The sequence below is a fragment of the Varibaculum sp. genome, assembly GCF_008661855.1.
GTDB lineage: Bacteria > Actinomycetota > Actinomycetes > Actinomycetales > Actinomycetaceae > Varibaculum > Varibaculum timonense_A.
This window is the reverse complement of sequence record NZ_RPZY01000055.1, coordinates 1-16,369: the sequence shown is the minus strand read 5'-3', so window position 1 is coordinate 16,369 and position 16,369 is coordinate 1. Positions and strand designations below refer to the sequence as shown.

Here is a 16,369-nt window from a genome sequence, read left to right as displayed (position 1 = left end):
AACAAAGGGAAAGCTGATATGAACACTTTCAAGATGCCAGTCGTGGATGTGCTCACCATCGGACGTTCAGGAATAGATATCTACCCCCTACAGACCGGAGTAGGACTAGAAAAGGTAGAACAATTCGGAAAATTCCTCGGTGGCAGCCCCATGAATGTGGCAGTAGCAGCCGCTAAACTGCGCCACTCCTCCGCAATTATTACCGGAGTAGGAAAAGACCCTTTCGGAAAATTCGTGCGCTCCGAGATGCGCTCCCTGGGAGTCTACGACACCTACGTGGTAGAAAACCCGGCCTTGGCCACCCCGGTCACCTTCTGTGAAATCTTCCCTCCCGACACTTTCCCCCTCTACTTTTACCGTGAGCCCTCCACCCCCGACCTGGAGCTAACGAAAGAAGATATTCCCGAGGACGCAGTAAAAGCCGCCAAGATATTTTGGATATCCGTGACCGGACTATCCGAAGATCCCTCTCGCAGCGCCCACCATCACGCCCTCGACCTGCGAGATTTAGGGGAAGTCGGAAAATGGACAATCGTCGATTTAGACTACCGAGAAAACTTTTGGACCGATGAAGAAACCGCTCACCGTGAAGTAGACCGAATACTAGAAAAAGTATCGGTAGCCGTCGGAAACAAAGAAGAATGTCGAATCGCAGTGGGAGAAACCGAACCTGACCGCGCCGCCGACGCCCTCCTAGAGCGAGGAATCGAAATCGCAGTCGTAAAACAAGGTCCGCTAGGAACCCTGTGCAAAACCCGGGAAGAACGTATCGAAGTCCCAGTCACCCCGGTAAAAGTCACCAACGGTCTGGGCGCGGGCGATTCATTTGGAGGCTCGCTATGTCACGGGCTACTCTCCGGCTGGGATTTACCCCAAATTATTTCCGCCGCCTCCACCGCCGGAGCAATCGTAAGCTCCCGACTAGAATGCTCCACCGCCATGCCCTCCGAACCGGAAATCCTAAACATGATTGCCAAAAACCCGCGTTCCGCGCCAATCGTTACAAAGAGGTAATATCGTGGGACAACTAATATCCAAACTCGCTAAAATCCGCGCCTTTGAGCCGGAACGAATCAGCCAAGCCCTAAAAGACCGTCCTCGCCCCAGGCTAAAAGAAGTGCTGCAAGGAAAAGATGGTTGTTCAGGCAAACTAATGGTTATCGCCTGTGACCATCCCGCGCGCGGAGCACTCGGGGCTGGAAGTGACCTGGCCGCAATGGCAGATAGAGAAGAACTGCTCTCACGCTGTTGTGAGGCACTTGCCCGCCCCGGAGTAAACGGGTTCTTGGGCACTTCCGACATGATTGAGGACTTAACCCTACTAGGGGCGCTCGATAATAAAATAGTGTTCGGCTCGATGAACCGCGCCGGACTTGCGGGAGCCACTTTCGGAATGGATGACCGCTTCAACTGCTATGATGCGCAAGGAATTGAACAAGCCGGTCTAGCCGGGGGGAAAATGCTAACCCGGATTAACTATGCAGACGCGGGTACAGTCGCCACCTTGCAGGCGAGCGCCCGCGCCATAGACGAACTGGCAGAGCGCAAACTCATGGCCATGGTCGAGCCATTTATTTCGGTTGGTTCAGCCGAAAACGTACGCAACGTCCTCACCGCCGATGCGGTAATAAAATCAATCACTATCGCTTCCGGACTCGGGCGTACCAGTGCATATACCTGGCTAAAACTTCCTTGCGTTGCCGAAATGGAACGCGTGATGGAAGCCACCACCCTTCCCTCTTTGATTCTAGGGGGAGAAGTATCAAACGATCCTGACGCGGCCTTGCAGTCATGGGGTAACGCTTTACGCTTACCAAATGTCTTAGGCTTGGTTATCGGACGTTCACTATTATTCCCGGTCGGCGACGACGTGGCGCAGGCTGTAGACGAGACGGTAGGTTTACTATGAGCGATAATAAAAACTATTTATTCCGCGACGGTCAGTTAAAAAACGCTCAGTTTGAGCTAGATTTGACCCCCGAAAAAGCTGGTTGGGAGTTCTCGGGACTGAAGGTCTTGAATCTGCCTGCCGGAGCTAGCCAGGAGGTTACCTCGTCAAGCTCGGAACTGCTGGTTTTACCGCTCGAGGGCGGCTGCACGGTTACGGTTGGCAGCGAAACTTTCGAAATCAAAGGTCGCAAAGATGTTTGGAGAGAAATCACCGATTACCTGTACGTACCGATTAACACCACCTTTACGGTGAGCAGTGAAAAAGGCGGGCGGTTTGCGCTTCCCAGCTCGGTAGCCAAGAACGAAAAACCGCTGCGCTACTGCCCCAAGCATGAAGTCATCTCTATGATTCGGGGCAAAGGTGACTGTACCCGGGAAGTCCACAACTACACGATGGGCAATCCGGTAGACGTAGACCACGTGCTAGTCACCGAAGTGATTACCCCCGGTGGCAACTGGTCGTCCTATCCTCCCCATAAACATGATGAACATTCCGAAACTGAACGGATTTTGGAAGAAATCTATTACTACCAGGTAAAACCAGCCGCTAACGGCACTACCGGAATGGCTCTGCAGCGGATCTACCCCTCTAAAGGACACACTATTGATGTGTGCGCCGAGGTGCACAGCGGGGATGTAGTAGTAATGCCGCACGGTTGGCACGGTCCGTCCGTGGCTGCCCCCGGATACCACCTGTACTATTTGAACGTAATGGCTGGTCCAGCCGAGGACGCGACCTGGCTAGTAACCATTGATCCCGACTATGTCTGGCTCACCGAAGATTGGGGTGGCGGCGAAGCCGACCCCCGTCTGCCCATGACCAACGCCACCATCAAGGAGGACTAAAGATGGCAAAATTTGAGACCGTTCGCCTAACGACCGCGCAGGCGACAATCCGCTTCTTAATCAACCAGTATTCCGAGCGCGACGGCAAAGAATACCGGCTAATCCCCGCCACTTTCGGGATTTTCGGACACGGAAACGTGTGCGGTATCGGGCAGGCGCTGCTGCAAAACGAACTAGATTCCACCCCAGATGGGGGAGTAATGGAATACTATATGCCGCGCAACGAGCAGGGTGCAGTCCACGCAGCCGCGGCCTACGCGAAAGCCAAGAATCGCTTGCAGACGCTCGCGGTTACCACTTCGATTGGGCCGGGAGCCTTGAATATGGTGACTGGCGCGGCGCTGGCCACCACTAACCGGGTGCCGGTATTGCTGTTGCCCTCTGACCAGTTCGCTACCCGCTACCCAGATCCGGTGCTCCAACAGTTAGAGGATCCACGTTCTTTGGACGTGAGTGTTAATGATGCTTTCCGCTGCGTCTCGCGTTTCTTCGACCGGATTAACCGTCCCGAACAGCTAATGCCCTCTTTGATGAACGCCATGCGCGTCCTCACCGACCCGGCAGAAACCGGAGCCGTAGTGCTGGCAATGCCACAAGACGTACAGGCCGAGGCCTTCGATTGGCCGGTAGAAATGTTTGAAAAGCGGGTTTGGCATGTGCGCCGTCCGGCAGTATCTGAAACCGAGATGGAGCGGGCAGCCGCGATTATAAAGTCGGCGAAGCGTCCCTTGATTATTTCCGGTGGCGGCACGATTTATGCGGAAGCCTCCCAGGAATTGCGTGATTTGGCGACTGCTACCGGAATCCCGGTCTCTGATACTCAGGCGGGTAAGGGCGCTATTAACTTTGATCATGAATGCGCCGTAGGGGGCGTCGGCTCTACCGGAGCCAATAGCGCGAACCATTTGGCAGATAAAGCCGATGTGGTGATTGGGGTGGGTACTCGTTACTCGGACTTCACTACCGCATCCCACACCCAGTTCAAGAACCCGGATGTGCGGTTCATAAACATCAACGTGAAAGCGTTCGATGCGGCGAAACACGCCGGTGAAATGGTGGTAGCTGACGCCAAGTTGGCACTAGCTGCCTTGAAAGAGGTACTCGGGGATTACCGGGTATCCGCAGAATATAGCCGCGAAATTGCCAGCGAACGCGAAGACTGGTTCGAAAAGACCGCGGAATGCTACGGTGCCCATGACCAAGAGCTACCGGCGCAAACCGAAGTGTTCGGCGCGCTTAACGACATGATGGGCGATAATGATGTGTTGATTAACGCCGCCGGGTCGATGCCAGGTGATTTACAGTGCCTATGGCAGGCAAAGACCCCGGTACAATACCACGTAGAGTACGCCTTTAGCTGTATGGGATACGAAATCCCGGCAGCTATGGGAGTCAAGATGGCGTTGCCGGATTCGGAAGTGGTGGCGATTGTCGGTGACGGCACCTACCAGATGCTACCGATGGAACTGGCCACCGTGGTGCAAGAAAACATCAAGGTTATCTATGTTTTGCTGCAAAACTACGGGTTCTCGTCGATTGGCGCGCTTTCGGAGTCACGCGGCTCCCAGCGTTTCGGTACTCGCTACCGGATGGGTGATGGCAACCCCCATAACGAGGACGGGGAGCTGCTGCCGGTAGATATCGCCAAGAATGCGGAATCTTGGGGAATTAAGGTGCTAAAGGTGCACACTATCGCAGAGTTCCGGGATGCCTATCGCCAGGCAGAGAAATCTGAGCAGGCAGTGATGATTCATATTGAAACCAATCTGTTTGGACCTAACCCGCCGAACTGTTCCTACTGGGACGTGGTAGTGCCGGAAGTTTCTCGCATCGAATCCACTCAGCAGGCTCGTGAAGAATATGTTGTTGGAATATCCGAACAGCGTCACTACTGGAAGCAGTAGCCAATAGTACCTTGCGACTCTGATGGTACGTGAGGCGGAATAGCGACTAAAAATCCCGGGGCGGGGAGATTTTGAGGATTAACCCAGATTTTGGATAACCCTAAAATCTCCCCGCCCCGGGGTAATTTTTAAGCGCCCTATCCAGGAGGAATAATCACATCGCAGGGTAGAGGAGACAGAAAACTTACCTGCCGGTAGCTTAATGCGAAAGAGTATCAGGAATTGGCTACTTGCTAACCACCGTGGTGATGGTACGAAGAATTATTTTCGCGTCTTTTAACAGACTGCGGTTGCGAACATAATCAGCGTACATAGCAGTCTTTTTCGGAATCAGAACCTCTATATAGTAGCGTTCCGGATCCGGGGCTTGAGCCAACTCGTCTGCTTCGTTACGGTAAACAATCGAAGCGGGATCGGTAATCCCCGGGCGAACCGAGAGGATAAGATTGCGAAGTTCCTCCGGCCATTCTGCAACGTATTCGGGTACTTCAGGACGAGGTCCTACCAATGCCATACATCCTCGGGAAACATCTATAAGCTGCGCGAGTTCATCGAGCTTAGTTTTCCTGAGAATCCGACCGACCCTGGTTACTCGCGGATCACCGGTGGCAGAAATATTAACTTTGGGAATTTTGTTAGCCATAGTGCGGAATTTGTGAATTCTGAACGGAACCCCACCGCGTCCTATGCGTTTTTGACGAAAGAAAACCGGACCGGGAGAATCAAGTTTTATTGCGACTGCAATGATTAGGAAGAGTGGACTCAATAAAACTAAAGCGAGAGTCGATAGGCAGCGGTCGATTATTTCTTTACTGTTCATAAGGAGTACCTATAGGCTAACCGGGATGGTGATAGTGTCATTTTGTCATTTCCTGGAGGGTGTCGCGGGCAGTTTCCGCAACGAAAGTTACCTGTTCATCAGTCAATACCGTATGCAGAGGTAGGGTAACTTCGTGGCAATAGGCAGCGTAGGCATTTGGGTAATCCTGTAGATTAAACCCAAGATTCTTGTAGGCAGTTAGCATCGGTAAGGGCTTGTAATGAACATTGCAAGAAATACCTTTATCAAACATACGTTCAATAAAATCATTTCTTTCATTAAGTTCTAGGGTGTCTAAAGAAAGTAGGTAAAGGTGTCCACTGCTGGAAAAAGGCTGACCATCTTGGTCTAGGCCGCGGTGAGTTAGCGGTGTTACCGGCAGTTGAGCTAACTCCTGGTTGTAATAGTCAATAATCTGGTGACGGCGCTTCATGGTCTGCGGGTAGCGTTGTAACTGTGAGTAACCTAGAGCAGCCAAAATATCTGGCATATTTTCTTTGTACCCGGTAAACATGACGTCATATTCCCAGCCAGAGGTATTGGTTTTTTCTAGAGCGGATTTAGACTGTCCGTGTAAAGTGTTCAGTTTTATGAACGGTTTAATCTGTTCAGCTAGAGGGTTTTCTTTACGCCAGGTTAGCGCCCCTCCTTCCGCTGTGGTCAGGTTTTTTACAGCATGGAAAGAAAACGCCGTGAAATCGCCCGCCTGCCCTGCGCGCATTCCGTATCCAGTTGCTCCCAGGCTGTGAGCTCCATCAATAATTAGGGCAATGCGTCCTAAATGTTCCTGTTGTGGAGTGCCCGGGCAAAAACCGCTTTGAGCTGCTGCAATAGCTTGATATATCGGCTTGGTGTCTACCATCTTTCCGGCTAAATCAACCAAAATAATGGCTTTAGTACGCGGAGTAATGGCCGCCACAATCCTCTCGGCGGTGGGGAAATAGTCAGCGTTCGCGGTGGCTACCATTACAATTTTCGCTCCCACGTGCGCAATCACTGATGCGGAAGCGGTATAAGTATAGGCAGGGACGATTACTTCATCACCGGAACCCACCCCTAAGAAGCGGAGGGCGTTTTTTAAACCGGCAGTTGCCGAATTTACCAACATAGTGTCACTGGTACCAGAAAAACTTGTTAGTGCCTTACGAAATTCCTCGCCGACCGGGCCGCTGGTAATCCAGCCAGAACGTAATACCTGAACTACTTCCTCAATATCTTCAGGGCGAATATCAGGAGGAGAAAATGGCACCTTCATATGCTTGCCTTTCTGGTAGCTAAAAATTCTACTTTCATTATCTCACTAATCCTTTTTATCCTTTTAGGTTGAGTATTGTCCTCAGATTTTTAGGATTTGCGGGGTAAAATAGCGCTAGGTTTTCTAAGTGAGCAGAAAAGAGGATATGTGTTTATTCCGACTTGGCTACGACGGGGTATTTTACTTGCTACAGATATTTTTAGCTGGATTATAGCGGTAGCAGTTATTTCCTGGATTCGATTTAACTTTGTGCTTAGCGACTTGGATTCGTGCGCGATAGTTACTTTTGTGCTGATAGCAATCTTTGTGCAGATTAGTGTGGGACTGGTCTCAAAACACTACAGAAATCGCTATTGGATTGCTTCGTTTGAAGAAGCTGTGAGCTTGGGAGCTTTGGTTATCTGTTCTGGGATAGTTGCTGCCCTATTCACCCTGCTTTATCCAGGGCGTTTCGTTAGTATCGTAGTCGCGGTTGCTAGCCCTGCCTTAGCCCTATTAATCATGGGGGCTGCTCGAGTATGCTGGCGAGTTTTAAAGAAGATTAGCCGTCATGGGGCTGACGATCCGGAACCAGTGATTGTGATTGGAGCTGGTATCGCCGGTGAGCAGTTGATTCATCAGATGCAGGTTGATACGAAAACGCCCTATATGCCGGTGGCCTTGATTGATGATGCCGCGGCGAAAAAGAATCTCCGACTGCGGGGAGTTCCCGTACGGGGGAAAATGAAAGATTTGCCGCAGGTAGCTAAAAAACTTGGGGTTACTACCGCTATTTTCTCTATTAACAATGAACACCCTAACCCGCTAAGTCCCGAGGTAGAGCTACGTGAGGTTAAAACCGCCTATTCACAGGTTGCAAAGGAAGCGGGTATTAAGCTGCTGGTTGCTCCTCAAGTGGGAGACATTTTGGGTGGAAAAGTCGATTTGAATAATATCCGCCAAATTAACGTGACTGACCTGTTAGGCCGCAGGGAAATCAAAACTAATTTTCAAGAAATATCTGGATATATCGAGGGGAAACGAGTTCTAGTTACCGGAGCTGGTGGATCAATCGGATCCGAGATTTGTCGCCAGGTAAAGATGCTGCGTCCAGCAGAGCTGGTCTTACTCGATAGGGATGAGTCCGAGTTACACGCGATGCAACTCGATTTGTATGGCACTGGAATGTTGGACACCCCTGACTTTGCATTATGCGATATTCGCGATAGGGAAGCGTTGCGAGCTATTTTCGCAGCCCATCGCCCGGAAGTTGTTTTCCATGCAGCCGCACTTAAGCATTTGCCAATGTTGGAGCAGTATCCAGAAGAGGGATGGAAAACCAATGTCTTAGGTACAAAGAACGTGGTAGAACTAGCGGTCGAATACGGGGTAAAGAATCTAGTTAATATCTCTACTGACAAGGCGGCTGAACCAACTACCGTGCTGGGTCGGTCTAAACGGGTAGCTGAGAGGATTGTGGCTCACTATTCCCAACAGGTTGCCGAAAGGGGGTGGCGTTACGTCAGCGTGCGTTTCGGTAATGTTTTAGGTTCGCGTGGCTCGGTGCTTTGGACTTTTACCTCCCAGATTGAACATGGCGGTCCGATTACTATCACCCATCCCGATGTGGAACGTTTCTTTATGACGATTCCGGAGGCTTGTGCTCTGGTTATTCAGGCGGGAGCTATCGGACGGGCGGGCGAAGTGCTCGTGCTTGACATGGGGCAACCGGTGAAGATTATGGATGTTGCAAAACGGATGATTCAGATGAGCGGTAAACAGATTTCAATTGAAATTACCGGTATGCGCCCAGGTGAGAAACTCACTGAAGTACTACATTTCGAGGGCGAAAAGGACGAACGTCCGTTCCACCCGCTTATTTCCCACACCAGTGTTCCCCAGGTAGATCCAGCTGCTTTAGAAGAGGAACACGCCGATGTGGTAGCTGAAGATACTGTTCTATATGGTGATAGCCGCTAAACAGTCGCAATGACGGATGTGATAGTTTAGATTTTTTCGTATTTTGGGGGCTTTTATGGCACATGAGCTAACGGAAGACGAATTGCGGCAAATGCAGCTTAAGTCTTGGCAGATGTATCAGCATTTTGCCGACTTTTGTGACCGCCATGGTCTGCTTTATTACGCCTGTGGTGGTTGTTGTATTGGGGCTATCCGTGATGGCGGTTTTGTGCCTTGGGACGATGATATCGATGTGTTTATGCCACGCCCAGATTATGAAAAACTTGCCCGCTTGTGGTGTAAAGATTCAGCTAATAAACAATATCTTTATGTTCGCTCGCACAAGAACATGGTCACCGGTGATCTTATGGCTAAGATTTGTGATGCTCACACTACGTTGGTAACCACCTATCAAGTTGATAAAAAAATGCCGCAAGGGCTCACTATGGATATCCTTCCCCTTGATGGCTGTCCCCCTCCCGGTTCATTTGCTCGACGGATACAAAAGCTCTTGGCACTGGTATTTTCTCTGTTTTGTGCTCAGTCCGTACCTGAAAAACATGGGGGAATGGTAGCTTTGGGCAGTAAATTATTACTGACTGTCGTTCCTTGGTCGGCGCTCAGATATAGAATCTGGCGCTGGTGTGAAAAGAAAATGGCTAGTTGGAATTTTTATACCTCTGAATATACGACTGAACTAGCTTCTGGTCCCGGCTATATGCAGAATGAATACCGGCAGGAATGGTTTTCTAAGGCTATTAGCAAGCCCTTCGGTCAATCTAGTATTAAAGTTCCGATTGGATACGACTCTTATTTACGTATGGCGTTCGGAGACTACCTAACTCCTCCCCCTCCTAGCAAACAAAAACCTGCCCACGAGGTGGCATTTCTTGATTTAGATACCCCCTACACGACCTATATGAAAAATAAGAAAAATCCCTAGGAACAACCCTTGGGAACTGTAAGGTGATTCAGCGACCAATAACCGCCGCAGCTATGGCTATCTAGAGGATTCGGCTAGGGTTGAAGGGTGCAAATTGAGTATCAAAACTACTTGGAACCGGGGCAGTCAGAAATCCTGGTTCGTGAACTTTTGGAACAGGCTTTTGGCCTTGAAGAACTGGGGGAGCCGGAAGATTTAATCACTCAGCTGCAGGCAGGGCAGTTCCAGGTTTTTTCTGCTTGGGAGGGGGCGCGCCCGTTAGGGGCAGCTATAGCCTGGCCGGCAACTAGGGAAGTGACTTTGCTGAGTTGGCTGGCGGTCAGTCCCCGCACTCGCGGTCACGGGGTGGGCTCTAAGCTTTTCCGTGAAACGATTTCTGCTCTGGAAGCTACCGTTAATCCCTTGTTGATTCTGGGAGAGATTGAGGATCCGCAGCTCCATGCGCCCTCGGAAGATAGAGGGGATCCGCAGCGGCGTTGGGATTTCTACCGGCGCTTGGGCGCTAAGCACCTGGACTTTCCTTTTACAATGCCGCGCCTGAGTGCGGACGTGCCGGTGGGGGAGGATATGTGGCTTCTCAGTTTCGGAGGACGCGCTCACGCCGGGATCGAGGCTAGTACCGGCAGCCTTGTCGGGCAGGGTTTGGCGCGTCCTCTAGAAAAATTCTTGAAAACCTACCTAGCAGATAGCGGAGAAATCCGGAACGCAGACGGAAAATATCGCCCTGCAGTGGAAAAAATGTTGGCCGCTACCGCCAATCTAGATTAATTTTTCCTCGGTAACTCCAAATTTCCGTTTTGAAGGGCTCAGAAAGCGATATACCCACGATTAAGTAGATGTGTGTGCTTATTCCCGGTTGAGCTGTCGGGTTCTTGGGGGGCTTAAAGCAGTTACTCACTCGTGAAAATAGCGTGTCTGCGTGCCAGAGAGAACTTCCTTTTAAGGGAAAGCTATCTGCCCGGTGGGGTACTTATAGCTAGGACGGTTCGGAACTCCGCTCGTGGAAGAGCTGCTTCGTGAGGAAGCTCGCATTTTAGCAATCTTCATATCTTATTTGGAGTGGGCTATCATGGTTTCGGAAACGTTTCCGGCGAGGTCGCCACATTCGCTATTGGTCGAGGAGGACCAGTGAAATCAATAGTAAGTAGAAAAGTATTTGGGTTTTTTATTGCCTTTCTGTTGGTAATAGCAGGTAGCGTTACCCCGCTAGCTCATGCTGGCTCCAATAATCAGGTGATGTATCTGAACTTCAAACCAGACCCAACGGTTGAAAAACCCTTGACTGTCTATCGCGTTGAATACTGGGCTGACGGGCAGCCCAAACAAACTCAAATGTTTTCCGGTCAGCAAGCTGACGGATATTTGAATACCAATATTTTGGCAGCGGGCAACCCTATGAATTTCCGGGTTTACCGCACAGACACCACCTCTTTACAACCGGGACAGAGCGAAAACCGGGTGTGGGAGTCTCCTGCCTATTCCGGTGTAAAACCCGGTAATTCTCTTTACACAAAGTGGGATGTATGCAGCTACAGTTACAAACCAGGTGATGTTTTCAAAGCGGTTCGGGACTGCAAATTAGCAGTTAGCTTCACCCCTGACCCTAATGTGCCAGAATCGGAATATAACCTGTGGGTGTGGACCGATGGAGCCGCCGGATACTCCACCCCTTTCACTGGGAAGGACGCAGCTGGCAGGTTGACCGCCGAAGTGACGCTACCTGCGCCAAATAAGAAAGTAAATCTAATTGTGCGTCGCTCAACCGCGACCAAGGAATGGGCTTGGCAGACTTCTGATTTGAAAGATATCCCGGTTCCCGGTGGCATTGAGATAAAAACAGACAGCAGCTTCAAGCTAAAACCTGCCGAAAACCCGAATACCCTCCCGAAAGAGGTTACTGTTACCGTCCACTATCTACGCTCTGACAATAAGTATGACAACTGGAATGTGTGGACTTGGGTTCCCGGAAAAGACGGTAGCCGGGTTAATTTCGATGGAAATCATACCGCCACGATTACTCATAAAGATGTAAATGGGATTGAAAAAGTTGGTCTGATTGTACGCCGTTCGGAATCAGGAAACGAATGGGCAGAGAAAAACACTCCTGACGACCTCTTTATTACCAAGTTCCCCCAGGGTAAAGCGGAAGTTTGGATTGTCCAAGGTGACCCCAAAGTCTATTATTCGCAAGCCGATATCCCCAAACCAGATTCGACAAATAACTGTACAGAATTACATTCTGCCGAATTCAATAAAAAGTACTATTACGAGGGCGAGTTAGGGGCGATTTACAGCCCCGAAAAAACCACTTTTAGGCTGTGGGCTCCCACTGCCCAAGCGGTTGAGTTCGTAAATTATTCCCAGGACGGAAAAGTTACTGCCATGACCAAAGGGGAAAAGGGAACCTGGGAAATTACTTTTAATGGTGACCAAAAGGGTGTGCAATATCGTTATCGTCTCCATTTTGACGGCGGAAAAATTAACGAAGCGATTGACCCCTATGCTCGGGCAGTTACCGCAAATAGTACTCGCACCGTGGTGATAGACCCAGAAAAAACTGTCCCCCGTAACTGGGACGGTAAACGTATGCCCGCATTTACCTCGATGAAAGATGCGATTATTTATGAAGCCCATGTGCGTGATTTAACCATCGGCCCGGATAACGGCATTACCAATAAAGGAAAGTTTTTGGGGCTAACCGAAGCGGGCACTAAAACCAAGGTCGGCAATCTTTCTGGACTGGATTATCTAAAATCTTTAGGTATTACCCACGTTCAATTGTTACCGGTTTTTGATTTCGGTTCCGTAGATGAGCAGGGTGACCTTTCGTTTAATTCCCAATATAACTGGGGATATGATCCTCAAAACTACAACGTTCCGGAAGGGTCGTATGCAACCAAGCCGGTCGATCCTACCTCGCGTATCTTGGAGCTAAAGTCCATGGTGGAGACGATGCATGCTAACGATATGCGGGTGATTATGGATGTGGTTTATAACCATGTACATAAACCGGAAATGTCCCCATTGCAGCAAACTGTTCCTAACTATTATTTCCGGATGGATGCTAACTGTAAGTTCCAAGATGGCACCGGAGTTGGGAATGAAACTGCATCTGAGCAACTGATGATGCGTAAATATATTGTTGATTCAGTTACCTATTGGGCAAAGAACTACGATATTGATGGTTTCCGTTTCGATCTTATGGGGATTCATGACGTGGAAACTATGAAAGCGGTACGGGAAGCTCTCAATAAGATTGATCCTTCGATTGTGATTCTTGGCGAAGGCTGGAAGATGGGTAACCATCCCGCAGGGGTAGCAGCAGCTAATCAGGAAAATGCCAAGAAGTTACCCGGAATATCATTTTTTAATGACCAGTATCGTGACACCGTAAAAGGCGATAACTTCGAGCTTAAGCACAAGGGATTTATTAGTGGTGCAAATCAGGTGCAACGCTCGTGGGATTTGTTAAACAATATCAAGGGCGCGCAATATGTTCGAGACTACCTGAGTCCGAATCAATCGGTGGTATATAACGAAGCCCATGACAACTACACTATGTTCGATAAATTGAAAGGTAGTTTGCCAGCAACGACCTCTGACAGTGAGCTAGCTCAGCGGCACGCCCTAGGAACCGGTACTCAGTATTTAGCTAATGGGGCGGTATTTATCCATGCAGGACAGGAGTTTTTACGAACTAAAGCGGGAGATCATAATTCCTATAAATCCCCGGACTCGGTTAATGTTTTCGACTATGACCGGGCTAAGCAATATGAAAAGGAAGTAAAGTTCTTCCGGGATTTAAACAAGTTCCGTAAGCAATATGACTTTATGCGCCAGGGCAGTTACGAAGCTGTAAACCAGAAGTACACGCATGAAATTATTCCTGGTGAAGAAAGCATCGCTACTAATCATGTGGGGTATACCGTAAAGAGTGCTTTCCCGGTAAAAACTAAAAGCGGTAAAGATAATGCCGATGCGTTCGCTTTTGTGAATGCTGGAAACCAGGCTTGGGAGGCGCCTTTGCCAGCTGGAGAATATGAGGTGATGATTAAGGGGTTGGATGTTTATCAGAACCCGGTTGCTCTCACTTCAAACGGTAAGGTAACGGTTCCACCTTTAAGCATTTTGTTGCTTAGGGAGGCGGCGGCGCCTGAGCCGGAACCAAATCCGGAACCGGAGCCAGAACCAGACCCGAACCCAAATCCAAATCCACAGCCAGAGCCGGAACCGGAACCAAATCCTAATCCAAATCCGAATCCTGGGGTTGAGCCGAACCCGAATCCGGGAGGAGAGGCGAATCCAGGGAGTGAACCTAATCCTAATCCGAATCCGGGAGGGGAGGGAAACCCTAGTCCCCAAAACCCCAACCCTAATTCCAAGCAGCCAAATCCTCGTCCTTCGGAAAGCAGCTCTCCATCTCAAACAGGGAACAAACCGTCAGACAAGGGTAAGGAATCTGCCCCAAGGGTTAGAAGACAGGGGCTAGGTCAAACCGGTGCTGGAGTGCCGGAAATGGTAATGGTATCGCTACTGTTGGGCGCTTGCGGGGTGACGGTGAAGCGTCGCGCGCAAAAACGTAGCTAAGACAGCTCTCATGGTTGCCTGCCTGGTAGTTAGATATTTACTAGGTAGACCGTCAAGGGGTGTTTAGCTTCGCTTTTAAGGTAGGTTTCGTCCTTTCCCTCGGGAAATAATTGGCTTTTCTCGAGGGCTAGGGCGGACTAGGCTAGTTAGAGAAGTTAGTATTGGTCTGGATTCGGGGTGAAGCAATGACGGGAGAGTCCTTACAGATATGTTCGCCGATTCCGGGACGTGTCGTTGGTTTAAGTCAAGTACCGGATTTGGTTTTCTCCGGCATGATTGTTGGTGCTGGGGTTGCGGTGAAACCCAATCCGGGGGCAACCGAGATTACTGCCGTGTCTCCCGTCTCCGGTAGGCTCATTAAACTGTTCCCACACGCTTTTATGGTTTCCAGTGGGGAACAGATAGTGCTTGTTCATTTAGGGGTCGATACTGTCAAAATGCGCGGTGAAGGTTTTACTTGTCATGCCATCGAAAATGAGAAACTAAATGTTGGCGATCCGGTAACAACTTTTTCGGTTACCCAGATTGAGAAAGCTAAGCATTCTTCGTTATGTCCAGTGGTGGTTTTGGATTCAACCCCAGAGGATTTGGAGAATCTCACTTCCGAGGGAACTCAAGTGGATATGGGGGATTTACTGTTCGAGATTTTTGATCTCTCTAGCGATACCTCTAGCGAGTGACCCGGCTATATGCGGCGCAAGTCATTGATGATAGTGCAGGTTATGTGCCTTTAGTGGCGAAACTGGTATTAGGATTGGTTCGCAAGGTCACCATTTCGCGCTAATACGTAAATGTGAGCTTGTCCGGTTCAAAGGAGCCACGCGGGTTTTCTAGCTTATCTTAAGGTTAATAATTGACAATGTTAAGCCGAGATAAGTAGATTAAGCATTCAGTTAGTCTTACCTAAAATCTTAAAATAGTAATTACAAATCACTTCAAGGAGAAAGATGTAAAAAACCAAAGTATCTGGGCGGTTGCTGTCTGTGCTGCTGTCCGCATTCTTAGTTCTTCCAGCGGTTATAGGGCTTAGCTTTACGCAATTAGCTTGGGCGGCTCCGGTAGATAATCAAGCTGATAAGCATATAACAGAGGTTTCTTTTAGCGTGCCACAATATAAGTTCGGCAACAAAGTAACCTCAATACAGATAAGTGGACAAACCAGTAACGTGTTCGCTGAGTCTTGGAAACTGGAGCAGCAAGACAAGAACAGCACTTCGTGGTCTGCGGCTTCGGGAACTTTTAGCAATGAGTTTAAATATCGTATAAAGATAGCTTTTTCTGCTAAAACCGGTTATGACTTTGATGGCTTAACGAAGGAGAAAATTACCCTCATGGGAGCGGGGTCTGCTGTCGAATATGATGCCGGCAAACACGAGGCAACTTTTAATCTTCCCCCACTTGTCGCAAATCATACTCTCACTTTTGAGTCCAATGGTGGCAGTAAAATTAAATCCGTAACTAAACCAGAGAACACAGTTGTTGATTTAGAGGACGAGAACTATATCCCCACTAAAGAGGGCTTTACTTTCGAGGGTTGGTATCTTGACCAAGGTCTCACTAAAAAGGTTTCCCAGGTTACTCTAGGCACGGATATGACGGTATATGCGAAATGGGCGCAGAAAGCTGCCCCCAAGCCGGAGAATCCAAATCCTTCCCAGCCGGGTGGTTCCGTCAATCCGCCCGCGACCTCGACTCCCTCACCGTCTTCACCGGATAAAACTGTAAAACCGCAAAAGCCGGGTACTGCTGCGGGTGCAAATAAACCTGGAATGTCAAAGCCAACTGAAAAGCGTCCAGGCACCATGAAGCCGGCGCTTCCAGCTACCGGTAGTAATCCTGGGTGGTTACTAGCGATTGCGTCGGGTCTGTCCGTTTTGGGGGTTTCTCTCGTTTTACGAGGACGCGTTAGGGAAAGCAGAGTTTTTTCTCGGTAGTTTCCTAGTGTTTAGTTAAATAAACCGATTAAGACCCTTCTGCCTTGTTTCTAGGCAGAAGGGTCTTAACAATTCGGGCATTAGCCCGACATTAGCCCAACAAGTCTGACTGAGAGTTAATGCTGTGAATACACAGTATACCTAATAAAAAGGTCAAGTTATGCATATTTGGGGGTAAAGTATATATGGTGG

At 49.4% G+C, this 16,369-nt stretch carries 12 protein-coding genes; 10 read left to right on the top strand and 2 right to left on the bottom strand.

Translation table 11 applies throughout. The features are described from left to right. Positions 1-18 precede the first annotated feature (18 nt). From iolC to iolD, 4 genes are read left to right on the top strand one after another with little or no spacing between them, the layout of a single operon-like run. Positions 19-1,014 (top strand): 5-dehydro-2-deoxygluconokinase, encoded by a 996-nt coding sequence (iolC, locus tag QZT94_RS06830; RefSeq protein ID WP_296760798.1) that lies wholly within the window; start codon positions 19-21, stop codon positions 1,012-1,014. Positions 1,015-1,018: 4 nt separating this feature from the next. After that, complete coding sequence (locus QZT94_RS06825) at positions 1,019-1,909, top strand: deoxyribose-phosphate aldolase (RefSeq protein ID WP_072510260.1); 891 nt, start codon at positions 1,019-1,021, stop codon at positions 1,907-1,909. Beyond that, positions 1,906-2,796, top strand: coding sequence for a 5-deoxy-glucuronate isomerase (iolB, locus tag QZT94_RS06820; RefSeq protein ID WP_296760796.1), 891 nt, complete (start codon positions 1,906-1,908; stop codon positions 2,794-2,796). Before QZT94_RS06825 ends, iolB begins: the two co-directional genes overlap by 4 nt. A 2-nt stretch (positions 2,797-2,798) precedes the next feature. Beyond that, positions 2,799-4,700, top strand: coding sequence for a 3D-(3,5/4)-trihydroxycyclohexane-1,2-dione acylhydrolase (decyclizing) (gene iolD, locus QZT94_RS06815; protein WP_296760794.1), 1,902 nt, complete (start codon positions 2,799-2,801; stop codon positions 4,698-4,700). 226 nt (positions 4,701-4,926) lie between these two features. On the opposite strand, the gene QZT94_RS06810 is transcribed toward iolD, so the two are convergent. Both QZT94_RS06810 and QZT94_RS06805 read right to left on the bottom strand, forming a co-directional pair. Next, positions 4,927-5,520 carry a sugar transferase gene (locus QZT94_RS06810; RefSeq protein ID WP_296760793.1) on the bottom strand — a complete coding sequence of 198 codons (594 nt, stop codon included), beginning with the start codon at positions 5,518-5,520 and terminating at the stop codon, positions 4,927-4,929. Between the two features lie 37 nt (positions 5,521-5,557). Next, positions 5,558-6,775 carry a DegT/DnrJ/EryC1/StrS family aminotransferase gene (locus tag QZT94_RS06805; protein ID WP_296773317.1) on the bottom strand — a complete coding sequence of 406 codons (1,218 nt, stop codon included), beginning with the start codon at positions 6,773-6,775 and terminating at the stop codon, positions 5,558-5,560. 147 nt (positions 6,776-6,922) lie between these two features. On the opposite strand from QZT94_RS06805, the gene QZT94_RS06800 reads away from it, so the two are divergent. The 6 genes from QZT94_RS06800 (at position 6,923) to QZT94_RS06775 (ending at position 16,177) form a co-directional block, all read left to right on the top strand. After that, entirely contained in the window at positions 6,923-8,734 is a 1,812-nt protein-coding gene (locus QZT94_RS06800) for a nucleoside-diphosphate sugar epimerase/dehydratase (RefSeq protein WP_296760790.1), read from the top strand. A gap of 55 nt (positions 8,735-8,789) precedes the next feature. Beyond that, on the top strand, positions 8,790-9,656 hold the full coding sequence (locus QZT94_RS06795) for a LicD family protein (RefSeq protein ID WP_270626953.1): 867 nt from the start codon (positions 8,790-8,792) through the stop codon (positions 9,654-9,656). A gap of 87 nt (positions 9,657-9,743) precedes the next feature. Further along, positions 9,744-10,424 carry a GNAT family N-acetyltransferase gene (locus QZT94_RS06790; RefSeq protein ID WP_296760788.1) on the top strand — a complete coding sequence of 227 codons (681 nt, stop codon included), beginning with the start codon at positions 9,744-9,746 and terminating at the stop codon, positions 10,422-10,424. 360 nt (positions 10,425-10,784) lie between these two features. After that, a complete protein-coding gene (gene pulA / locus QZT94_RS06785) occupies positions 10,785-14,243 on the top strand; it encodes a type I pullulanase (RefSeq protein WP_296773315.1) in 3,459 nt (1,152 codons plus the stop codon). A 185-nt stretch (positions 14,244-14,428) separates the two neighbouring features. After that, positions 14,429-14,923: a PTS glucose transporter subunit IIA gene (locus QZT94_RS06780; protein ID WP_270626961.1), complete on the top strand. Its 495-nt coding sequence runs from the start codon at positions 14,429-14,431 to the stop codon at positions 14,921-14,923. A 303-nt stretch (positions 14,924-15,226) separates the two neighbouring features. Continuing rightward, complete coding sequence (locus QZT94_RS06775) at positions 15,227-16,177, top strand: InlB B-repeat-containing protein (protein ID WP_296760784.1); 951 nt, start codon at positions 15,227-15,229, stop codon at positions 16,175-16,177. The last annotated feature ends 192 nt before the right edge of the window (positions 16,178-16,369 follow it).

What these genes read in the sequence shown, in the direction of transcription:
- iolC (WP_296760798.1), top strand. Translation starts at nt 19, where the DNA reads ATGAACACTTTCAAGATGCCAGTCGTGGATGTGCTCACCATCGGACGT.
- iolB (WP_296760796.1), top strand. Translation starts at nt 1,906, where the DNA reads ATGAGCGATAATAAAAACTATTTATTCCGCGACGGTCAGTTAAAAAAC.
- iolD (WP_296760794.1), top strand. Translation starts at nt 2,799, where the DNA reads ATGGCAAAATTTGAGACCGTTCGCCTAACGACCGCGCAGGCGACAATC.
- QZT94_RS06810 (WP_296760793.1), bottom strand. Translation starts at nt 5,520, where the DNA reads ATGAACAGTAAAGAAATAATCGACCGCTGCCTATCGACTCTCGCTTTA.
- QZT94_RS06805 (WP_296773317.1), bottom strand. Translation starts at nt 6,775, where the DNA reads ATGAAGGTGCCATTTTCTCCTCCTGATATTCGCCCTGAAGATATTGAG.
- QZT94_RS06795 (WP_270626953.1), top strand. Translation starts at nt 8,790, where the DNA reads ATGGCACATGAGCTAACGGAAGACGAATTGCGGCAAATGCAGCTTAAG.
- QZT94_RS06780 (WP_270626961.1), top strand. Translation starts at nt 14,429, where the DNA reads ATGACGGGAGAGTCCTTACAGATATGTTCGCCGATTCCGGGACGTGTC.